Here is a 16,753-nt window from a genome sequence, read left to right as displayed (position 1 = left end):
TAAGTTCCCATTTGTTTTTTCATTTTGGATTATACCTACATCTTTAAAAATCAGTTTATTCGTAATTTTCCGATCTTTTAAACTTACATTGACACAGTGCTTCATTATGATATAGTAATATCAAAAACTTTAGCGCTTAAAAGCATTTAAACATCAAAACGTTATATGATTAAAATGCTTTAGTGCAAAAGTAAAATATTAAGAGTAACAGGAATGAGAAAACATGGAAGAAAAAAATCAAGGTTTACGTAAGGGACTGTTGCCAAGACATGTCCAATTTATTGCTTTGGCAGGCATGATTGGAACAGGGATATTTAAAGGAAGCTCGGACACTGTCAATATGGCCGGTCCCAGTGTTGTGCTTGCCTATTTAATTGGAGGACTATTGCTTTTTATTGTCATGGTCGCATTAGGAGAAATGGCGATTGTTTATCCTAAACTCAATGTGCAGCATCTGATCAATAAAGCTTTTGGCAATCGGATATCCTTTATCGTCGGATGGCTCTATTGGATTAATTGGATTATTGTAACTGTCGTTGAATTGCTGGCAGCCGGAAGTTTTTTGCAATACTGGTTTCCTTCTATGCCATTATGGTTGTTAAGTTTCATCTGTGCTGCCTTTATCGTGGGAATCAATTTATTTCAAGTAAAATACTACGGCGAACTTGAATATTGGATTGCCGGCATTAAAATTGTTACGTTAATGGCTTTTATTCTTTTAGGTTCTTTAATCTTGCTAGGGATTTTTCCCGGTACCACGTCCTCCTTATCAAATTACACAGCCCATGGCGGTTTCTTCCCCCATGGTTTAGGTGGAACGTTCAGTGCCTTTTTAGTGGTGATGTTTTCATACGGCGGAGCTGAGTTAATTGGAGTCAGTGTCACGGAGACAAAAGACAGCCAGCGTGTTTTGCCGAAAATTATTAAAGGAACCGTTTGGAGAGTCATTATTTTTTACGTCCTGCCCATTCTCATCATTTGCGGAATCGTTCCTTGGGATCAAGTATCCTCTAAAGAAAGTCCTTTCGTGCAAGTTTTCGGCTTCTCAGGACTTCCAGGCGCTGCTCATGTAATGAATTTTGTGCTTTTAACGGCTGTTCTGTCAGCTGCTAATTCAGGAATATACGCTACATCCAGAACATTGTTTACGATGTCTCAAACAGGTGAAGCTCCTAAGGCCTTTTTGAAAACGTCCAAACAAGGCGTTCCGTTAAACGGAATATTATTAACAACCATTTGTATATTAGTGGGTGTATTTCTAGCTTATATGACCCCTGATCAAGTCATCAGCTATCTTATGACCATTCCAGGATTTACCGTTTTATTAATTTGGATCGGGATATGTTTAGCCCAATTAAAGCTCCGGCCTCAATACTCGGAAAAACCTGTTTTTCAGGTAAAAGGGTTTCCTTATACGACGATTATCGCTGCCATTTGTTTATCTTTCATCTTTTTAGCTTTTATTTTTAATAAACAAAATATCATTGGAACGATTGTCTGTCTGGTCATTGTCGCTGTACTTATTCTTCTTTCTTTTACTGTCAAATCAAAAAGATAAAAGACTTGTTAAAAAGGCCAAGAACCTGGATTCGTTAGGTTTTTGGCCTTTTTTCATATGCTCTAAACAACCTATCGACAACAGACGAATCAGCCCCATTCGATCCATGATATTTTGGCTTCATTCCATCTATCATACTTCGATATGGCGTTAGATAAAAATTTTGGATCAAATAAAAAACTTCCAATCTGCAAGACTATCTTGCAAATTGGAAGCTTGTTTTTATTTTATTTTCAATGGTTTGAGTTGATCTATAATTTCTTCGAAGGGTGCATCAGCTTGTATCAATGCGGCTGCTGTATAAGCGCTCTCAACTAACGCGGTATCCATAAGATGAACTTGCTTTTCGGTTATTTCCATCGCCATTTCTAAGTTCATTTTCGCACTGCCTAGATCATAAAAGGCCAACAGTTTATCAGCACTATTCTCGGAGATCGCGGAGCTGATCTTCTCAAAACTTGTCCCTACACCCCCTTCATCTGTTCCTCCTGCACAAGTGATCGAAACGTCTCGGGCTGCCTCTTTTAATAATCGCGCCGCACCTTCCGCCAGTTCTTCGACGTGGGAGACAATGACAATCCCATATTCTTTTTTATTCATTCAGAATGCCTCCCTCTAACATCGCTTCAAAAAAGTATCCGCTTGAAACGGCGCCGGGATCCAGATGCCCGATGGAACGTTCTCCAAGATAAGAGGCGCGTCCCTTCGTTGCTTTCATATCTTTTGTTTGATTCACAGCTTCCTGTATCGTTTCTTTTGTTAAATTTCCGGATTCCAGCGCTTCGATCACAGGGACCCAAACATCCACCATGGTTTTTTCGCCCGGTACTGCCTTTCCCCTCTTTTGAATCCCTTCAAGCCCTGCTTTTAGAATCGCCGCTATATCTTTTTCATCCTTGCCGGCTTGTTTGGCCATCGCCATAAGGGCAGATCCATAAAGAGGTCCGGAGGCGCCTCCGATTTTACTCAGAAGCGACATGGAAGCTTTTTTAAAAACATCTTGTACCGTCGCATATTCCTCCTCTTTTAATTTTTCTTCCATGTCCTTTGTTCCGCGCGCCATATTCGTGCCATGATCGCCGTCGCCTATAGCGCTGTCTAATTCACTTAAATAAACCTTTTGTTCATTCACTTTGCCAGCAAATAAAATGAGCCATTTGACAGTATTTTCAGTCGTTAACATCCATCATTCCTCCTTCTATACCCATGCAGGTGTCTTAACTGGAAGTTTCAAATAGTGGGTCCAAGTATCATCTGCCAGTTTGACAAGAGTTAAAGAGACCCCTGCCATATCAATAGAAGTCATAAAGGAACCAACTTTTTTATAATCAATCACCAACTCTTCTTCCTTTAATAAAGCATGGACATCATTCATGAACACATATTGTTCCATTAACGGCGTAGCACCTAGTCCATTTACTAATACGGCATAATGATCCCCTTTTTTCCAATTGAATGCTTTTTTCAATTGGGTGACTAGTTCTTTTGCGATTTCTTTTGAAGTTTTTATTTTTTCACGACGGTATCCCGGTTCCCCATGAATTCCAACACCGTACTCCATTTCATCCTCTGCTAGTTGAAATCCCGGTTTGCCTACTTCCGGAACGGTCGCCGGAGAAATAGATACCCCTATTGTTTTGATATTGGGTACTAACTGATCCCCCAATTCTTTTATTTCTTTAAGGGATAAACCAGACGCTGCCGCAGCACCTAAAATTTTATGTACCAGAACAGTTCCCGCTATTCCCCTTCTTCCGGCCGTGAAAGTGCTATCTTCAACGGCGATGTCATCATCAACAATTAATTTTTCGACTTGTATATTTTCCATTTCAGCCATCTCTTGAGCCATCTCAAAATTCATCACATCACCAGTGTAGTTTTTCACAATCAATAAAATACCCGCACCTAGATCCGCTATCTTAATGGCTTCAACTATTTGGTCAGGTGTTGGAGAAGTAAAGACTTCGCCACAGACGGCAGCCGACAGCATGCCTTGACCGACAAAACCTGCATGGCTTGGTTCATGACCGCTCCCTCCTCCGCTGACTAGTCCCACTTTGCCCTCGTCTTTAAAAGTTCGATAAATGACACCTGTTTCTTCTAACCTCTTTACTAGTCCTTCATTTGCATAAACAAAACCGTTCAGCATTTCGTCCAAAACATTTTTAGGATCATTTAATATCTTTTTCATCGTTTAGCCCCCTATTGTATTTTCAAGGTTTTATAGTTATGAATATCCTATAAAATAAAATGATATTCCGCTCAACAAATGACTAACAGCATGAATGATTGGGTATGCTATGGTTCACGTCTAAAAAAGTATTTTTCTTCAGATAATATGTAACCCCTTACATTTTGTTTTGAAAATTTTGGTATTCAGTCAATCTTATTTTCCCATATTTATATGATTCCAGCAAGCTTCATAGTGACGATGAATCCTAAAAAATTATGAAGAAATAAAGTTCGTTGTTAAATCAAAAATTAACATAAAAAATTAGCTTATGGACTGGATGAAAGGGTGTTTTTAACTTTGTATGACGTACTTTTTTCGCAAATGAATGATCCAAATCATGACGAACTTCACTTTGCTCGAACTAAAAAATACCTTTTGGAAACTTCTTCCTTGATTAATCATTTTTCAGTATCGATCCCCTCTCTCCCAACTTTCGCTGCTATTTCTCCAGACGATTACTGGCAGCCTATTGATCATCATTTATAGAAAAATTCAATAGCTGACTGATAGATGAACGCATTACGAATATGCTTTCTTTCGTCGTATACATAGTTGGATGAAATAAGTCTGTCATTTGCATCCCAATCAATTGTTTGCCTATTTCAATAGTAAAAAGTATGAGAGATAATCTGACAATAAATTTGATATTTCTGAAAATTCGTGTTATTTTATAAGAAACCATTCATTAGAAAGGAATGATTCAATGAAGACTGCACCTAAAATGACTGAGGAGAAAATATATCATGTTCTCCGTGACGCCATTGTAAATGCAGATTTTCCTCCCGGGCAACAATTAAAAGAAAATGTATTAGCAGAAGCCTTCGGGGTCAGCCGTACACCTATTCGAACGGTTTTTCAGCGATTGAAATACGATTCATTAATCGAATTAAAGCCAAAAAGAGGTGCCTTTGTGTACTGCCCCACTCCAGCTGAAGCGGAGCAAATATTCAGCGTCCGGAAAATGTTGGAACCCCAAGCGACTGAACTGGCGGCCCACTATGCAACATCGGCAGAAATCGATCGTATGCATCATTTTTTAGAAGAAGAACGAAAATTAATGAAAGATCATTTGTTTCACCAGTCATTAGTGGCAACAAAGAATTTGCATTTGAGTATCATTGAAGCATCCAGAAATTCGTATTTAATCGAATTTCTTAAAAAAATTATTACTTTATCCCATATCATATTAAGCTTCTATGATGTATCTGAACATAAAGAAGCAAACGCCATCTGTGAGCATGATGAATTATTAGAGGCGATTAAAAATCACCAGCCTAAAGCAGCAAAAGAACTAGCTTTTAAACATATCGAATCGATTCAAAACGATATTGATTTTTCAAAAGAATTTACGGATCCTGTCTCGATTACACAAATCATTCATCGTTACGTATAAAGCCACGGCATAAATTGTATACAATTTTTGTATACATAAGATAAATCCTCAGTACTGGGAGGTAAACCAAATGGTTCGAGTGACCATGGCTCAATTTTCACCAAAACAAGGCGATAAAAAAGAGAATATTCATAAAATGATCGAAATGATGAAAACAGCAAAAAAGCAGCAATCACAGCTCATTCTGTTTCCGGAATTATGTTTAACTGGATATTTTGTTTGGGAATCTTTAAGTGAGTTGGCCGAGCCGCTTTCAGGCAATTGCATTCAAATTTTCCAAAGTGCTTGTAGAGAACATGAAATCTTTGCTGTTATCTCTTTTCCGGAAAAAAATAAGGACTCCACCTTCTCTATCACTGCCATTCTGATTGACGACAAAGGGACGATAAGAGGCATCTATCGAAAATCCCATCTCTTTGCTAACGAAAGAAATGTATTTAAAGGAGGAACAGAGCTGCCTGTCTTTGATACCAAGCTTGGAAAAATAGCATTAATGATTTGCTATGATCTGGAATTTCCAGAAGTCGCAAGAATACTCCGGCTTAAGGGAGCAGAGCTTCTACTCGTACCGCTGGCAAACATGAAGCCTTATGAAAAGCATCAATTCATTTATTTACAAAGCCGAGCTATGGAAAATCAAATTCCAATCGTATTGTGCAATCGTACCGGAACAGAATGTGATACTACTTTCTTTGGTGAAAGCGCTGCCGTCGACGCAAACGGCACTGTAATCGTCAAACTTAATGATGAAGAACAGCTAATCACCATTCATGTTCCGCTAAATAAACCATTTGATGAACATTTAAATTATTTGGCGGATCGGAGAACCGACTTATACGTCGAGCTATCCGATGAATTGACTGATAAATCAGAAAACAAAACCAAACAAAGGAGATGATATGGATATGAAGAAACAGCTTCATCTGAAACGAACATTAAAGCTGCCGCAAGTGATTATTTTTGGCCTTGCTTATATGGCACCTATGATTGTTTTCGGAACCTATGGCATTTTAGCCGAGACCACCCACGGTTCTGTTCCAACCGCCTATGTCGTTGCGTTGATCGCCATGCTATTTACCGCCTACAGCTATGGAAAAATGGTAAAAGCCTTCCCCACCTCAGGTTCAGCCTATACTTATACTCGAAAGTCGATCAGTTCACATTTGGGGTTCATTATTGGCTGGGCTATATTATTAGATTATTTATTCCTTCCCATGGTCATCTGGCTGATCGGATCCGTATATCTTCATTCTGCCTTTCCGTCCGTTCCTCTATGGATATGGATTATCGCCTTTATTGTCATCACATCCATCATTAATGTCATTAGCGTTAAAATGACGACAAATGTCAATTTTTTCATGATGGTTTTTCAACTGCTAGTGATTGCTTTTTTTCTCATATTATCCATCATGAACATAACTTCGAATACTGGAGGCAACTCATTCGATCACAACCCATTTTTCAACAGTCACTCCTCTCTTTCATCTATACTTGCAGGAGCTTCCATCGCATGTTATTCATTTTTAGGATTTGACGCTGTCACAACCATGTCTGAAGAAACGCTGCAGCCGGAAAAAACGCTGCCGCGAGCTATTTTGCTTGTTACTTTCATCGGTGGAATCATCTTTGTCATTTCCTCTTGTTTTCTGTATCTTGTTCATCCAAACTACATTGATTTTCAAAATCTTGATTCAGCTGCATTTGAAATTGCTAAACAAATTGGCGGAACATTGTTAAGCTCCATTTTCCTTGCCGGTATGATCATTGCCCAATTTGCATCGGGAATCGCTGCCCAGGCAAGCGGTGCGCGCCTTTTATATGCAATGGGCAGAGACAACGTATTGCCGACAAAATTATTTGGCTATTTAAATGCAAAAACCAAAACACCCATTCTCAATATTGTGATAATTGGAGCCATTTCTTTGCTAGCGGTGAATATGGACGTTACGACATCCACATCCTTTATTAATTTCGGAGCGTTTTTGACATTTATATTTGTCAATGTGGATGTGATTTTTCACTACTATATAAAACAAAAAAATCGTTCAAGCAAGGATACTTTTTTCTATTTTCTCATTCCTTTAGTAGGAGCCGTTTTAGACTTTGGACTATTTTTGAATTTGGATAAAAATGCAAAAATTCTCGGTTCGATATGGACCTTCATCGGAATCGTTTATCTAGCCTTTTTAACAAAAGGCTTTAAAATAGCACCACCCGAAATGGATTTTCAAAGCGTTGAAAGTCCGACAGAATTGCCTCTTGATCAAAAATCTATTTAAAATGGAAAGGATGGATACAAATGAAATACGCAAATGTTAAAAGCAGTTTACCAGGAAGCATCTCTAAAAGCTTGTTGGAAAGAAGAGAAAAAGCGATCCCCCGTGGAGTTAGCTATGGAATACCTACTTTCGCCAAAGAAGCAGCTGGTGCACTCGTAACAGACGTGGATGGTAATATGTTTATAGATTTTGCAGGAGCCATAGGTACGATCAATGTAGGACACCGCCATCCAAAAGTGGTAGATGCTTTAAAAGCTCAAATCGATCAATATATTCATACAGGATTTAATGTCGTGATGTATGAACCATATATTGAATTAGCTGAAAAACTAGCGGCCATCGCCCCGGGAAATGATGATAAAAAAGTGATTCTCCTCAACAGCGGCGCAGAAGCAGTAGAAAACGCCGTGAAAATTGCTAGAAAATACACAAAAAGACCGGGCATCATTAGCTTTACACGAGGTTTCCATGGAAGGACATTAATGACGATGTCGATGACAAGCAAAGTAAAGCCTTATAAATTTGAATTCGGCCCATTTGCTTCAGAGGTTTATAAAGCGCCTTATCCATATTTTTATAGAAAACCAGGCAACATTTCGGACGAAGAATATGAAAATTTTATCATCGAAGAATTTAAAAACTTTTTCAAAAATGACGTTGCTCCAGAAATGGTAGCGGCTGTTGTTATGGAACCTGTACAAGGCGAAGGTGGTTTCATCGTTCCCAGTAAAAAATTTGTTCAAGCGGTTTATGACATTTGCCATGAATATGGCATTTTATTCGTGGCGGATGAAATCCAAACAGGTTTTTGCCGGACTGGCCGTTATTTTGCCATTGAGCATTTCGACATTGTTCCTGATTTGATCACCGTTTCTAAATCACTTGCTGCAGGAGTACCGTTAAGCGGCGTGATTGGTAGAAGCGACATTATGGATGCTGCTTCGCCAGGTGAATTAGGCGGAACTTATTGCGGAAGCCCACTCGGTTGTGCGGCTGCATTAGCCGTATTGGACATCATTGAATCCGAGAATTTAAACGCTCGCGGCGAACAAATCGGTAAAACCGTCATGAACAAGTTTAAAAATTGGTACGATCGATTCGAGTTTATCGGCGATATTCGGGGGCTGGGAGCAATGTGTGCAATAGAGCTTGTAAAAGACAGAGAGACAAAAGAGCCTAACAAAGATTTAACCAATCGAATCATCGCTGAAGCCAATAAGCGTGGTTTACTTCTTTTAAGCGCAGGCATATTCGGCAATGTTATACGTTTGCTGATGCCGATTACCATTACTGATGAACAATTGCAAGAAGGGCTGGAAATTCTTGAACAATCTATTTTGGCAGCAGCCTCTATTGAAAAAATTTCTTTATGACGAGGGAAAATCAAGAGACAACGCTAAGTTTTGCCATGAACAAAGCCATCCCTTGAGCGGGGATGGCTTTAATAACAAAAGAGGGTTAATTTTTGTCTGTGTTATTATTAATCTTAACTTGCAAATAAATTAGTGAATTTTAATTAGAATAGCATATCACAGTTGTTTTTCATCTAGCTTGAAATATTTGTTGTGGCGCTGATATTATTGCCAAGAAATCGATTTGTTTCTAAATATGGATTTCAATCCACGCACTCATATAGAGTGCGACGATTAGCAGTCCTTTACTATCGGAATATGGATAAAATTTAAATCCACGCACTCATGTAGAGTGCGACGATTAGCAGTCCTTTACTATCGGAATATGGATAAAATTTAAATCCACGCACTCATGTAGAGTGCGACGATTAGCAGTCCTTTACTATCGGAATATGGATAAAATTTAAATCCACGCACTCATGTAGAGTGCGACAGCGGTTTTTGATCAAAAAAACCGAAAATTCCCGTCTTTTTGATCAAAAACTCACTATTTTCTTTTAACAAAACAAAGAAATTTTTTAAATGAATACCATAATTTTCGAATAAAAGGGTCGGATTCAGGTGCGAATGTTTCGGTGATTTTATGTGCGCTTTACATTCGCACTATTCCTCCTATATGAACGGATTGTTTCATACAAAATATATATTCAGTTTTAACATTAGGCAATTCTATTCTAAAGCTGCAAATTGCGCGGTTTTACTACACATGCAAATACAAAATTTTGGACGCGCTGGCCATAGTTTTGACACACTTTTGCCTATTTCCTCTGCCTTTTTTGTTATGTACTTCCGACCGTGTATACACATGCGTATTAACACCAACAATAGACTACTTTCATTAACTTCTTCTTAAAACCGTAAAGAAAAGTTGGAACTGAACACTATCACTGCCTCAGCTAAGGAAGGTCTAATTTAAAAGCCTGTTCTAATGTCGATGAAGGAACCAAGTCAGTCAGTCTCCCATGGCCGTTTCGTCCCTAATAAAGCTGCTAAATGTTTGCTGCGATCTCTGCGTTGTTTACGATTAGCTGCTCTTTCTGGCGCCCCTTGATGCAAAAATTTTTCCTCTTCGGTTTCCGGAACAATTTTCGGCACAGGAGTCGGCCGACCGTCTTTTCCAATGGCCACAAAGGTTAAAAAGGAAGTGGCGCATACAGTGCGTTCACCAGTAATCAGATCTTCTGCGACGATTTTTACAAACACTTCCATCGACGTTTGATGAGTCCAAGTCACAAATGCTTCAAGAGAAACCTCATCGTCTACTTTAATAGGATGAAGAAAATCGACAGAATCGGTTGAGGCGGTTACAACTGGGCCTCCCGCAAGCTTCATGGCGGCAAGAGCCGCTACATCATCGATATGTGCCATTAATTTTCCGCCAAACAACGTATTATGATTATTGGTATCCGGTGGGAGAACATGACTCGCTTTAAAAGTTCTTGTCTCTCTCACGTATCGTATCTCACTCATGATGATTCCCCCTGCATAAATACTCATTTAAGCAAAATTGTAAAATTTATCAAACTTTAAAACTCTGTTCCGGTATACTGCATTCCCTTTCAATCAAGACCATTCAATATGTGTATTGGCTGATGAATAATGAATGCCAAAAGTTCGATATAATTATGACCATTTTGAATATACATGAAAAGAATACATTGATACAAGCAAAATGTCGAAAAACGTTTTCACCCCCCTCGTCAACCCCTATAAAAGATTGAATGGCCAACTCTTCAAAAATCGTTTTTCCAAAACAAATTTGAAGATGAACATGTATAAAACAACAATTCCTTTTTTACTATACCTAAAAAAACTGATAGCCACTTTAACTGCCGTCTCCCCTTTCTTTCAATATCAACAAAACCAGGGTGGTGCCTAGCCCTATATCCTATTGGTCGTACTTTAAAATTAAGATTTTTATGTTAACGGTTTTCACTTCCGCCTCCCCATAGTTCTCTGCCACCAGTATGAGCCGTCTCGGCATGTATCTCTTCATCTACCAATTCCAGTTTCCCTGGTTCTTCACTATGATGCCATGTATACCCTTCAGGTGTTTCATTCGCAAATATTTGTTCCCGTTGTGAATCGTTTTTCCGATTCCTTTTGCTCCTTTAATCATCTGTTCTTTATCATTATTAACTACGCCTTGAACTACATCTTTTCCATTATTGTATGTACTTTTTATAGATTGTCCAATTCCTTTTGCCGTTCGAATTGTGGTATTTTTTAATTCCTTTAAACCTTCATCACGTTTATTTTCATCTTTATTGATTAAACCTGAAGCTGTATTCCATGTGCCTTCAGCAATACTTCCAATCGTTGTTCCAGTATTCGTTGTGGCTTTTTTAATTCCATCGTCAATTTCTTGAATGTAATCATTATTTAACTTTTTACCTATAAATTTTATAGGTTCTCCTGTTACAAATCCTACAGTTTTCCCTATCAAAGTACCTGTTTTCTTAAAAAAGACATTTTTTCGCTTTCTCCCTTCATTGCCTTTTCAGTTAAATATTTAGCCATGTTTATGTTTACATAAATCCCTGAATGATATTTAGTAACTCTATTTTCTTATAATTGCTATAGCTTAAACGAAGTAATTTTATGTTGTTGTGCAAAGATCCCTTTTTACTTTCCCAACACTTCTTTCAAAGTTTTTCCATTTAAAAGTTTCCATTCGGTCAATCCATTGGAGCTTCTTCCAAGAATGATGGATGAAGCGGTAGAAGGGCTCGTGAACTTATGATCCTTAGTCAATACCAAGTAATTCTCTTGCTTATTTAAGATTTTCATATCTATCAACTTTTTGCGAAGTTCCGCATAACCAGTTCCTATAGAATGGCTAACAGAGGAAGAAAATTTGGATCCTTTCTTTACTAAAAACCCTTCATCAACTGGATATCCGGAAGCAGAAATTCCTTTCGGTGTTTCGATATAAAAATTTTGATTGAATGTATTAAAATCGATATGCTTATCCAATTTCCATTCATCGATCAATAATTGGACCAGTTCTCGCTGACGTTTTTCGACCACTTCTGGAGTCCATTGATCCAATTGAATAACTTGGGAAGTTAAAGCAAAGGATGTAACACCACCAGACGTTTGAAAATATGAAGCTTTTTTCTTTGGAAAGTCATAATTTTGAGCTTGTGAATTTTTCTTCCGTGTTAAAAGAACGAGATTTCCTAGTTTATGTACATACTTTTCAGGCTCCTCAAATTTCTTGAGCCATTCGCTTTCAGGTTTAGGATTTTGCGGCAATACATGCTCAACTGTAATAACCGAATGATTGTAATACGGTTGACCTTTTGTTAAAAGAGAATCTAATCGTAATAAAATATACCGCTTAGCCGTATCTTTTAAATTTATGTATACATCACCATTTAATTGATGAATGACTTCTGCTCTATCTGTATTTGATAGTTCTAGTGTTGACATTTCTGAGAAAACATCAATCCCTTTATCCATTTCTTTTAAAATCGCTGAATATTTCGACATACGCCAATTATAGTTTCTCCGTAAAATCATGCTCGTTGCCGCAAAGGTTTCCAAACGTTGTAAAAATTCTTTTATTCTTTCATTGTGATGACGAATATAATACATCGCTACTGGCATCCAATCAGAGTTATCAATTCGATTCATTAGACTCAGTAATTTGACCATACTTGGATCATTAGAATAATAAGTCTGATAATCCACTAGCTTCAAATATATCTCACTATATGGTATAAGCATTTCATCAATAAAATTTTTACCGCATATTTTTGAAAATATACCTTCCTTAAATTGCAATATTAAATGCAACAAGTATTGAAAGACCAGATAACCCATGATTAAGTAGAATCGGGACACTCTGCGCAACTTGACGTGGAGTGGCGGGCATGGTAGCCTGGTTGGCCCAGCCAGTACCGTATACCTGGCTTCATGGCTGGTAGCCATGCCCGCAGAGGCTCTTTGTCAAGTTGCTAAAAACCAACCCTTTGGGTTAGCTGGCTTAAGGTTAAGAAGCTAAGCCAGCTAACTCTATTTGGAAACACTCCTCAGGTGTACGATAATTGAGGATCTTCCTTGGAAGATGGTTACACCAATTTTCAACATAGGTAATGGTTTCGTCTGCCACAGAGGAAATGGGTCTCCCCTTTGGTATGAAGCGCCTAATAAGGCCATTATGACGCTCGTTGGTTCCTCGTTCACAGGATGTGTAAGGGTGTGTAAAATAAACCTCTGTTAGATCTTTTTCAACACTAAGGCCGAGGTCAGCAAATTCAGAACCGTTATCAGCCGTAATGGTTTTAAACACTTTAGAGAACCGATTACCATAAGACACTTTCAACTGAGATATGACTTCTGAAACGGATAGACTATCCTTGGCTGTCACTCTCAAAATTATTTCTTTACGGGTTTTGCGCTCAGTAAGAGTCAATAAGGCCTGATCTTTAGTCTTCTTGCCTATAACCGTATCAATTTCCCAGTGACCAAACTCTTGGCGTTCATTGACTTCAATTGGTCGCTCATCGATACTGCGTCCTAAGATCTTCTTATTCTTCCGGTTACGTTTTTTCTTGGTGTTCAGGGTAATTTTCATAGGTAGGTCAATGTTTTTAACGCCTATAAGTCCTAGATCAATATAGTTATAAAGGGTCTTGGTGCAAACCATTTTGTCTTTGAATTTCCCATCACGTTTGGCTCTCCCACATACCGCATCAGGAGACCATTTCTTATCAAGGATCTGAGTTTCGGCATACTTAATAAACTCGATGGCATCGTCTAGTTTTAGCTTGCGGCCACAGGCTTTCCTGTTTCTCTCATAGAGAAGTTGACCTGTGTCTGGAAAATAGACATGAACAATTTTCCCGTTGCTTTTTCTTTGTGGCACTGTACCTCTTCTTAACTCACGGGAGATGGTGCTTTTGTGACAACCAACATAATCTGCAATCTCCTGTTGAGTCTTACCAGCAGCGTGTAAGGCCGCAATTTTCCCACGGTCATAAGCCGTTAAGTGTTTGAAATGCCGAGCTCCTATGGTAGAATTAGTAATTGCCATAGATAAATCCTCCGTATCGATATTGTTTTAGTCGACTTAATCATACGTGGTTTATCTATGGTTTTTCATTTTTTATGCTTGTTGCATTTGATTATACAACTAGCCAAAATATACCTTCATATTCATCCTTGATATTCGCGCTGCTTTTTCGTTTCTGAATGATTACGCGAATGTGTTCAAACAGCTTATTAAATTGATCGCGGCCAAGCGCAACTTCTACTTCTTCCCACTTTGTCGTGTAAATCTCCTGTTCTTCTTCTGGTATATCTCCTAACGCCCTTGCTTTAAAAATATCACTAGGCATTAAATCCAAACCACGATCATTTAAAACAGTGAAAATTCGAAATGCAGAATCAAAATTTGGTGTTGATACAACGACTAGATAGCAAAGTCCATAAATAACACCTGGCAATGTTTTTACTAATTCTGGATCTATAGTATTTAGACGGTTAATAAAATATAGTGCATTCTCTCGAATCCGCTTTTGACTATCTGTTTTAACTGGAGTATTTTCTTTCAGCTTCGTAGTTGCTCCCTCTTCTTGAATATAATGTTGAAAAAAGGATTGATCTATCTTTCTTAACTCAATTCTATATTGATCTTTTGTTTGAAGAAACATATTGCCTTCTTGGGCAATCATCGGTTTAATGGTTTTCGCGTATTCTCCCCCTAAATAGTCACGTAAAACCGCCAACAAAATTGTTAATGTCGTTAACCGTTGCTGTCCATCCAAAACCTCATAAAGGTTTTCTCCTTTTTTCACTAGAACAATACTGCCCAAAAAATAAGGCTCATCAATCTTAGAAAAATCGTCTTTCGTGATGGATTGATGATCAATATAATCGAGAAGATCGTCTAACAAATCCCCTGCTTGATCAGACGTCCATGAATATGGGCGCTGTACAGACGGAATAGTAAACAGGAAATCATCCGAAAAAACTTTATAAAGCGGCATTTCTTCCGCATTTAATGTTTTTTGCATTCTTATTTCCTCCCTATTTTTTATCTGTATTTCCCGTTTCTTAATAAGAGTAAAGGCATGTCTATTCGCTAAATTTGCTAGTTATAATCAATGAAGTGTTTTTGTTCTTGTTTTTTCTTTTCATTAATTTGGATGCTGCCACACTTTCAACTAATTTTGTGTTTCATCAAATATTAACCTTTACTCTTTTTTAGGTGATTTAGAAAAAATCTATATTAATAAAGTACCAAAAATATTTCAGATATTGTCTATCTCGTTTGATATTGCTTCTTCTAAAGTGACAATGGGAGTTGACAGAAATACTCATTTTGATCGAAACTCTTGTATTTCTTTTGATTAGTCACAAAGCGCCGTTTTTTATATAGTCCAATTTTAACAGTATTTTAGCATAATTTGGTATACTCATGGTTATAGAATTATAAATTTTAATTAAAGGTGTTAAAATTCCAAACAGCAACGGATTTAAAATTCCCTAATTAGAAAAGAGAATCGGTTGATGAATCCAGCTATTATTTTCTCTCCCTAACTAGTTTAGCCTTGAGAACTTTAATATATGAGATTACAGCTTTCTCAAAAAGATCTCCCCCCTATTTTGACAAATTTTTTAAAACTTCCATTTTTCGATTCATTTCAGTGATGACAAACGGTATGATATAGATGTATTCAAAATACATCTTTAAACAAAATCGTTTTGATGCGGAGGTTAGATTGTGATGGATCAAGACAAAGCGATTCGGCTGCAGCGTATTTTAGAGGAAGCTTTAAACCCGGTAATAGAAAGAATGGAAAAATTAGAGAAAAAGGTAGAATCTGTTCAATTCAAACAAGAGGAAATCTTGAAGTATCTGAAGGTCAAATAAAGTCTTCTCCAAGGCAACGCCATAAAAAAACCCTCTTATGCGATGGTCTCGACAAGAGGGTTTTCAACTTTAAGCTGCTTTTTTCTGTTGTTCGATATGGTTTTTTGGTTTTCGATTGACTAAATAAATGCTCAACGCGATTAAGAGGAGTCCTATGACCAGATTGAACGTAAATGGCTCTCTTAAGAATAATGTTCCAGTAAAGACGGAGATAACGGGAACAAGAAATGTGTAAGATGCAACCTTGCTGGCGTCTCCGGAATTGACAAGGGTAAAGTAAATAATCCAACTCACGGATAAACCTAGAATGGCCCCAAAGATTAAGCCGAATAAGTAAGGAACATTCCATACGATGTCGGACCAGCTCTCCATACCCGAACCAATTCCAGTAAGGACGATTCCCCCGATTACACATTGAAAGGCTGTGAGCCACATAGAATCAACCTGGGAGCTGATTTTTTTGACATACACCGTGCCAAGCGCCCAGCTAATTCCTGTAAGAAGGGCTAAAATGATCCCCGCAACCGCAATATGCCCAGAAAAGCCGCTCGCACTGACCACGGCCACTCCAATAAAGCCAATGAATAAACCGATGACTTTTAAGGCTGACATCGGTTCTTTAAGCCATAACCAAGCAAAAATGCCGACAAGGACAGGCTGAAGATATACAATTACCGAAAATAATCCGGATGGGATATACATGAGCCCGACCGTTTGTAATCCATAAAACAAAATGACATTAAATATGGACGAAATGAGATAAATAGGCCAGTTTTCTTTCCAGCGAATTTCTTTCCATTTTGGCAATAATAGAATAACCAACAACAGCCCGCCAAAAAGGGTGCGCATTCCAGCAAATAGGAGAGGTGGGGTATACTCTAAGGCAATTTTGTATATAGGCCATGATACTCCCCATACTAATACAAGAAACGTAATAAGACTAATGGTTTTAAAACGTGATAACTCTCTCATGCTTTCTCTTCTTTCTCTCTATC

The 16,753-nt window shown here is 38.0% G+C and carries 17 protein-coding genes; 6 read left to right on the top strand and 11 right to left on the bottom strand.

Going from position 1 to position 16,753, the window contains the following annotated elements:
• Nucleotides 1-223: 223 nt before the first annotated feature.
• On the top strand, nt 224-1,558 hold the full coding sequence (locus tag NST81_RS08510) for an amino acid permease (RefSeq protein WP_048623338.1): 1,335 nt from the start codon (nt 224-226) through the stop codon (nt 1,556-1,558).
• A gap of 222 nt (nt 1,559-1,780) precedes the next feature.
• Here the strand turns inward: NST81_RS08510 and dhaM are convergent, their stop codons facing one another.
• The 3 genes from dhaM to dhaK are packed head-to-tail and all read right to left on the bottom strand — an operon-like array spanning nt 1,781 to nt 3,749.
• Nucleotides 1,781-2,158: a dihydroxyacetone kinase phosphoryl donor subunit DhaM gene (dhaM, locus tag NST81_RS08505; protein ID WP_048623337.1), complete on the bottom strand. Its 378-nt coding sequence runs from the start codon at nt 2,156-2,158 to the stop codon at nt 1,781-1,783.
• Nucleotides 2,151-2,741 carry a dihydroxyacetone kinase subunit DhaL gene (dhaL, locus tag NST81_RS08500; protein ID WP_048623336.1) on the bottom strand — a complete coding sequence of 197 codons (591 nt, stop codon included), beginning with the start codon at nt 2,739-2,741 and terminating at the stop codon, nt 2,151-2,153. Before dhaL ends, dhaM begins: the two co-directional genes overlap by 8 nt.
• 15 nt (nt 2,742-2,756) lie before the next feature.
• Nucleotides 2,757-3,749, bottom strand: a complete 993-nt coding sequence (dhaK, locus tag NST81_RS08495) for a dihydroxyacetone kinase subunit DhaK (RefSeq protein ID WP_048623335.1) — start codon at nt 3,747-3,749, stop codon at nt 2,757-2,759.
• Between the two features lie 745 nt (nt 3,750-4,494).
• Here dhaK and NST81_RS08490 point away from each other — a divergent pair.
• The 4 genes from NST81_RS08490 (at nt 4,495) to gabT (ending at nt 8,836) form a co-directional block, all read left to right on the top strand.
• A complete protein-coding gene (locus NST81_RS08490; protein WP_048623334.1) occupies nt 4,495-5,184 on the top strand; it encodes a GntR family transcriptional regulator in 690 nt (229 codons plus the stop codon).
• Between the two features lie 70 nt (nt 5,185-5,254).
• Nucleotides 5,255-6,082, top strand: a complete 828-nt coding sequence (locus NST81_RS08485; protein ID WP_048623333.1) for a carbon-nitrogen hydrolase family protein — start codon at nt 5,255-5,257, stop codon at nt 6,080-6,082.
• Between the two features lie 7 nt (nt 6,083-6,089).
• Entirely contained in the window at nt 6,090-7,463 is a 1,374-nt protein-coding gene (locus NST81_RS08480) for an APC family permease (RefSeq protein WP_053083269.1), read from the top strand.
• Nucleotides 7,464-7,483: 20 nt separating this feature from the next.
• Complete coding sequence (gene gabT, locus NST81_RS08475; protein ID WP_048623331.1) at nt 7,484-8,836, top strand: 4-aminobutyrate--2-oxoglutarate transaminase; 1,353 nt, start codon at nt 7,484-7,486, stop codon at nt 8,834-8,836.
• 713 nt (nt 8,837-9,549) lie between these two features.
• Here gabT and NST81_RS08470 read toward each other — a convergent pair.
• The 7 genes from NST81_RS08470 to NST81_RS08440 all read right to left on the bottom strand — a co-directional run bounded on the left by NST81_RS08470 (nt 9,550) and on the right by NST81_RS08440 (nt 14,898).
• Nucleotides 9,550-9,627, bottom strand: coding sequence for a CRISPR-associated endonuclease Cas2 (locus NST81_RS08470; protein ID WP_371836630.1), 78 nt, complete (start codon nt 9,625-9,627; stop codon nt 9,550-9,552).
• 196 nt (nt 9,628-9,823) lie between these two features.
• Nucleotides 9,824-10,345, bottom strand: coding sequence for an acyl-CoA thioesterase (locus NST81_RS08465; protein ID WP_048623330.1), 522 nt, complete (start codon nt 10,343-10,345; stop codon nt 9,824-9,826).
• Nucleotides 10,346-10,797: 452 nt separating this feature from the next.
• Nucleotides 10,798-10,944 (bottom strand): HNH endonuclease, encoded by a 147-nt coding sequence (locus NST81_RS08460; RefSeq protein WP_082142283.1) that lies wholly within the window; start codon nt 10,942-10,944, stop codon nt 10,798-10,800.
• A complete protein-coding gene (locus tag NST81_RS08455) occupies nt 10,872-11,321 on the bottom strand; it encodes a hypothetical protein (protein ID WP_048623329.1) in 450 nt (149 codons plus the stop codon). Before NST81_RS08455 ends, NST81_RS08460 begins: the two co-directional genes overlap by 73 nt.
• 179 nt (nt 11,322-11,500) lie before the next feature.
• Nucleotides 11,501-12,571, bottom strand: coding sequence for a DUF4357 domain-containing protein (locus tag NST81_RS08450; protein WP_328203079.1), 1,071 nt, complete (start codon nt 12,569-12,571; stop codon nt 11,501-11,503).
• A gap of 301 nt (nt 12,572-12,872) precedes the next feature.
• Nucleotides 12,873-13,916, bottom strand: a complete 1,044-nt coding sequence (locus NST81_RS08445) for an IS30 family transposase (protein WP_048622401.1) — start codon at nt 13,914-13,916, stop codon at nt 12,873-12,875.
• Nucleotides 13,917-14,007: 91 nt separating this feature from the next.
• Complete coding sequence (locus tag NST81_RS08440; RefSeq protein ID WP_053083238.1) at nt 14,008-14,898, bottom strand: DUF262 domain-containing protein; 891 nt, start codon at nt 14,896-14,898, stop codon at nt 14,008-14,010.
• A 710-nt stretch (nt 14,899-15,608) separates the two neighbouring features.
• Between NST81_RS08440 and NST81_RS08435 the strand changes: the two genes are divergently transcribed.
• Nucleotides 15,609-15,758 carry a hypothetical protein gene (locus NST81_RS08435; RefSeq protein WP_156179232.1) on the top strand — a complete coding sequence of 50 codons (150 nt, stop codon included), beginning with the start codon at nt 15,609-15,611 and terminating at the stop codon, nt 15,756-15,758.
• 69 nt (nt 15,759-15,827) lie between these two features.
• On the opposite strand, the gene NST81_RS08430 is transcribed toward NST81_RS08435, so the two are convergent.
• Nucleotides 15,828-16,730 (bottom strand): DMT family transporter, encoded by a 903-nt coding sequence (locus NST81_RS08430; RefSeq protein ID WP_048623328.1) that lies wholly within the window; start codon nt 16,728-16,730, stop codon nt 15,828-15,830.
• Nucleotides 16,731-16,753: the final 23 nt, after the last annotated feature.

Source organism: Bacillus sp. FSL W8-0223 (assembly GCF_038006805.1).
Classification (GTDB): domain Bacteria; phylum Bacillota; class Bacilli; order Bacillales; family DSM-4216; genus Bacillus_O; species Bacillus_O smithii.
This window is presented reverse-complemented; position numbering and strand designations above follow the sequence as displayed.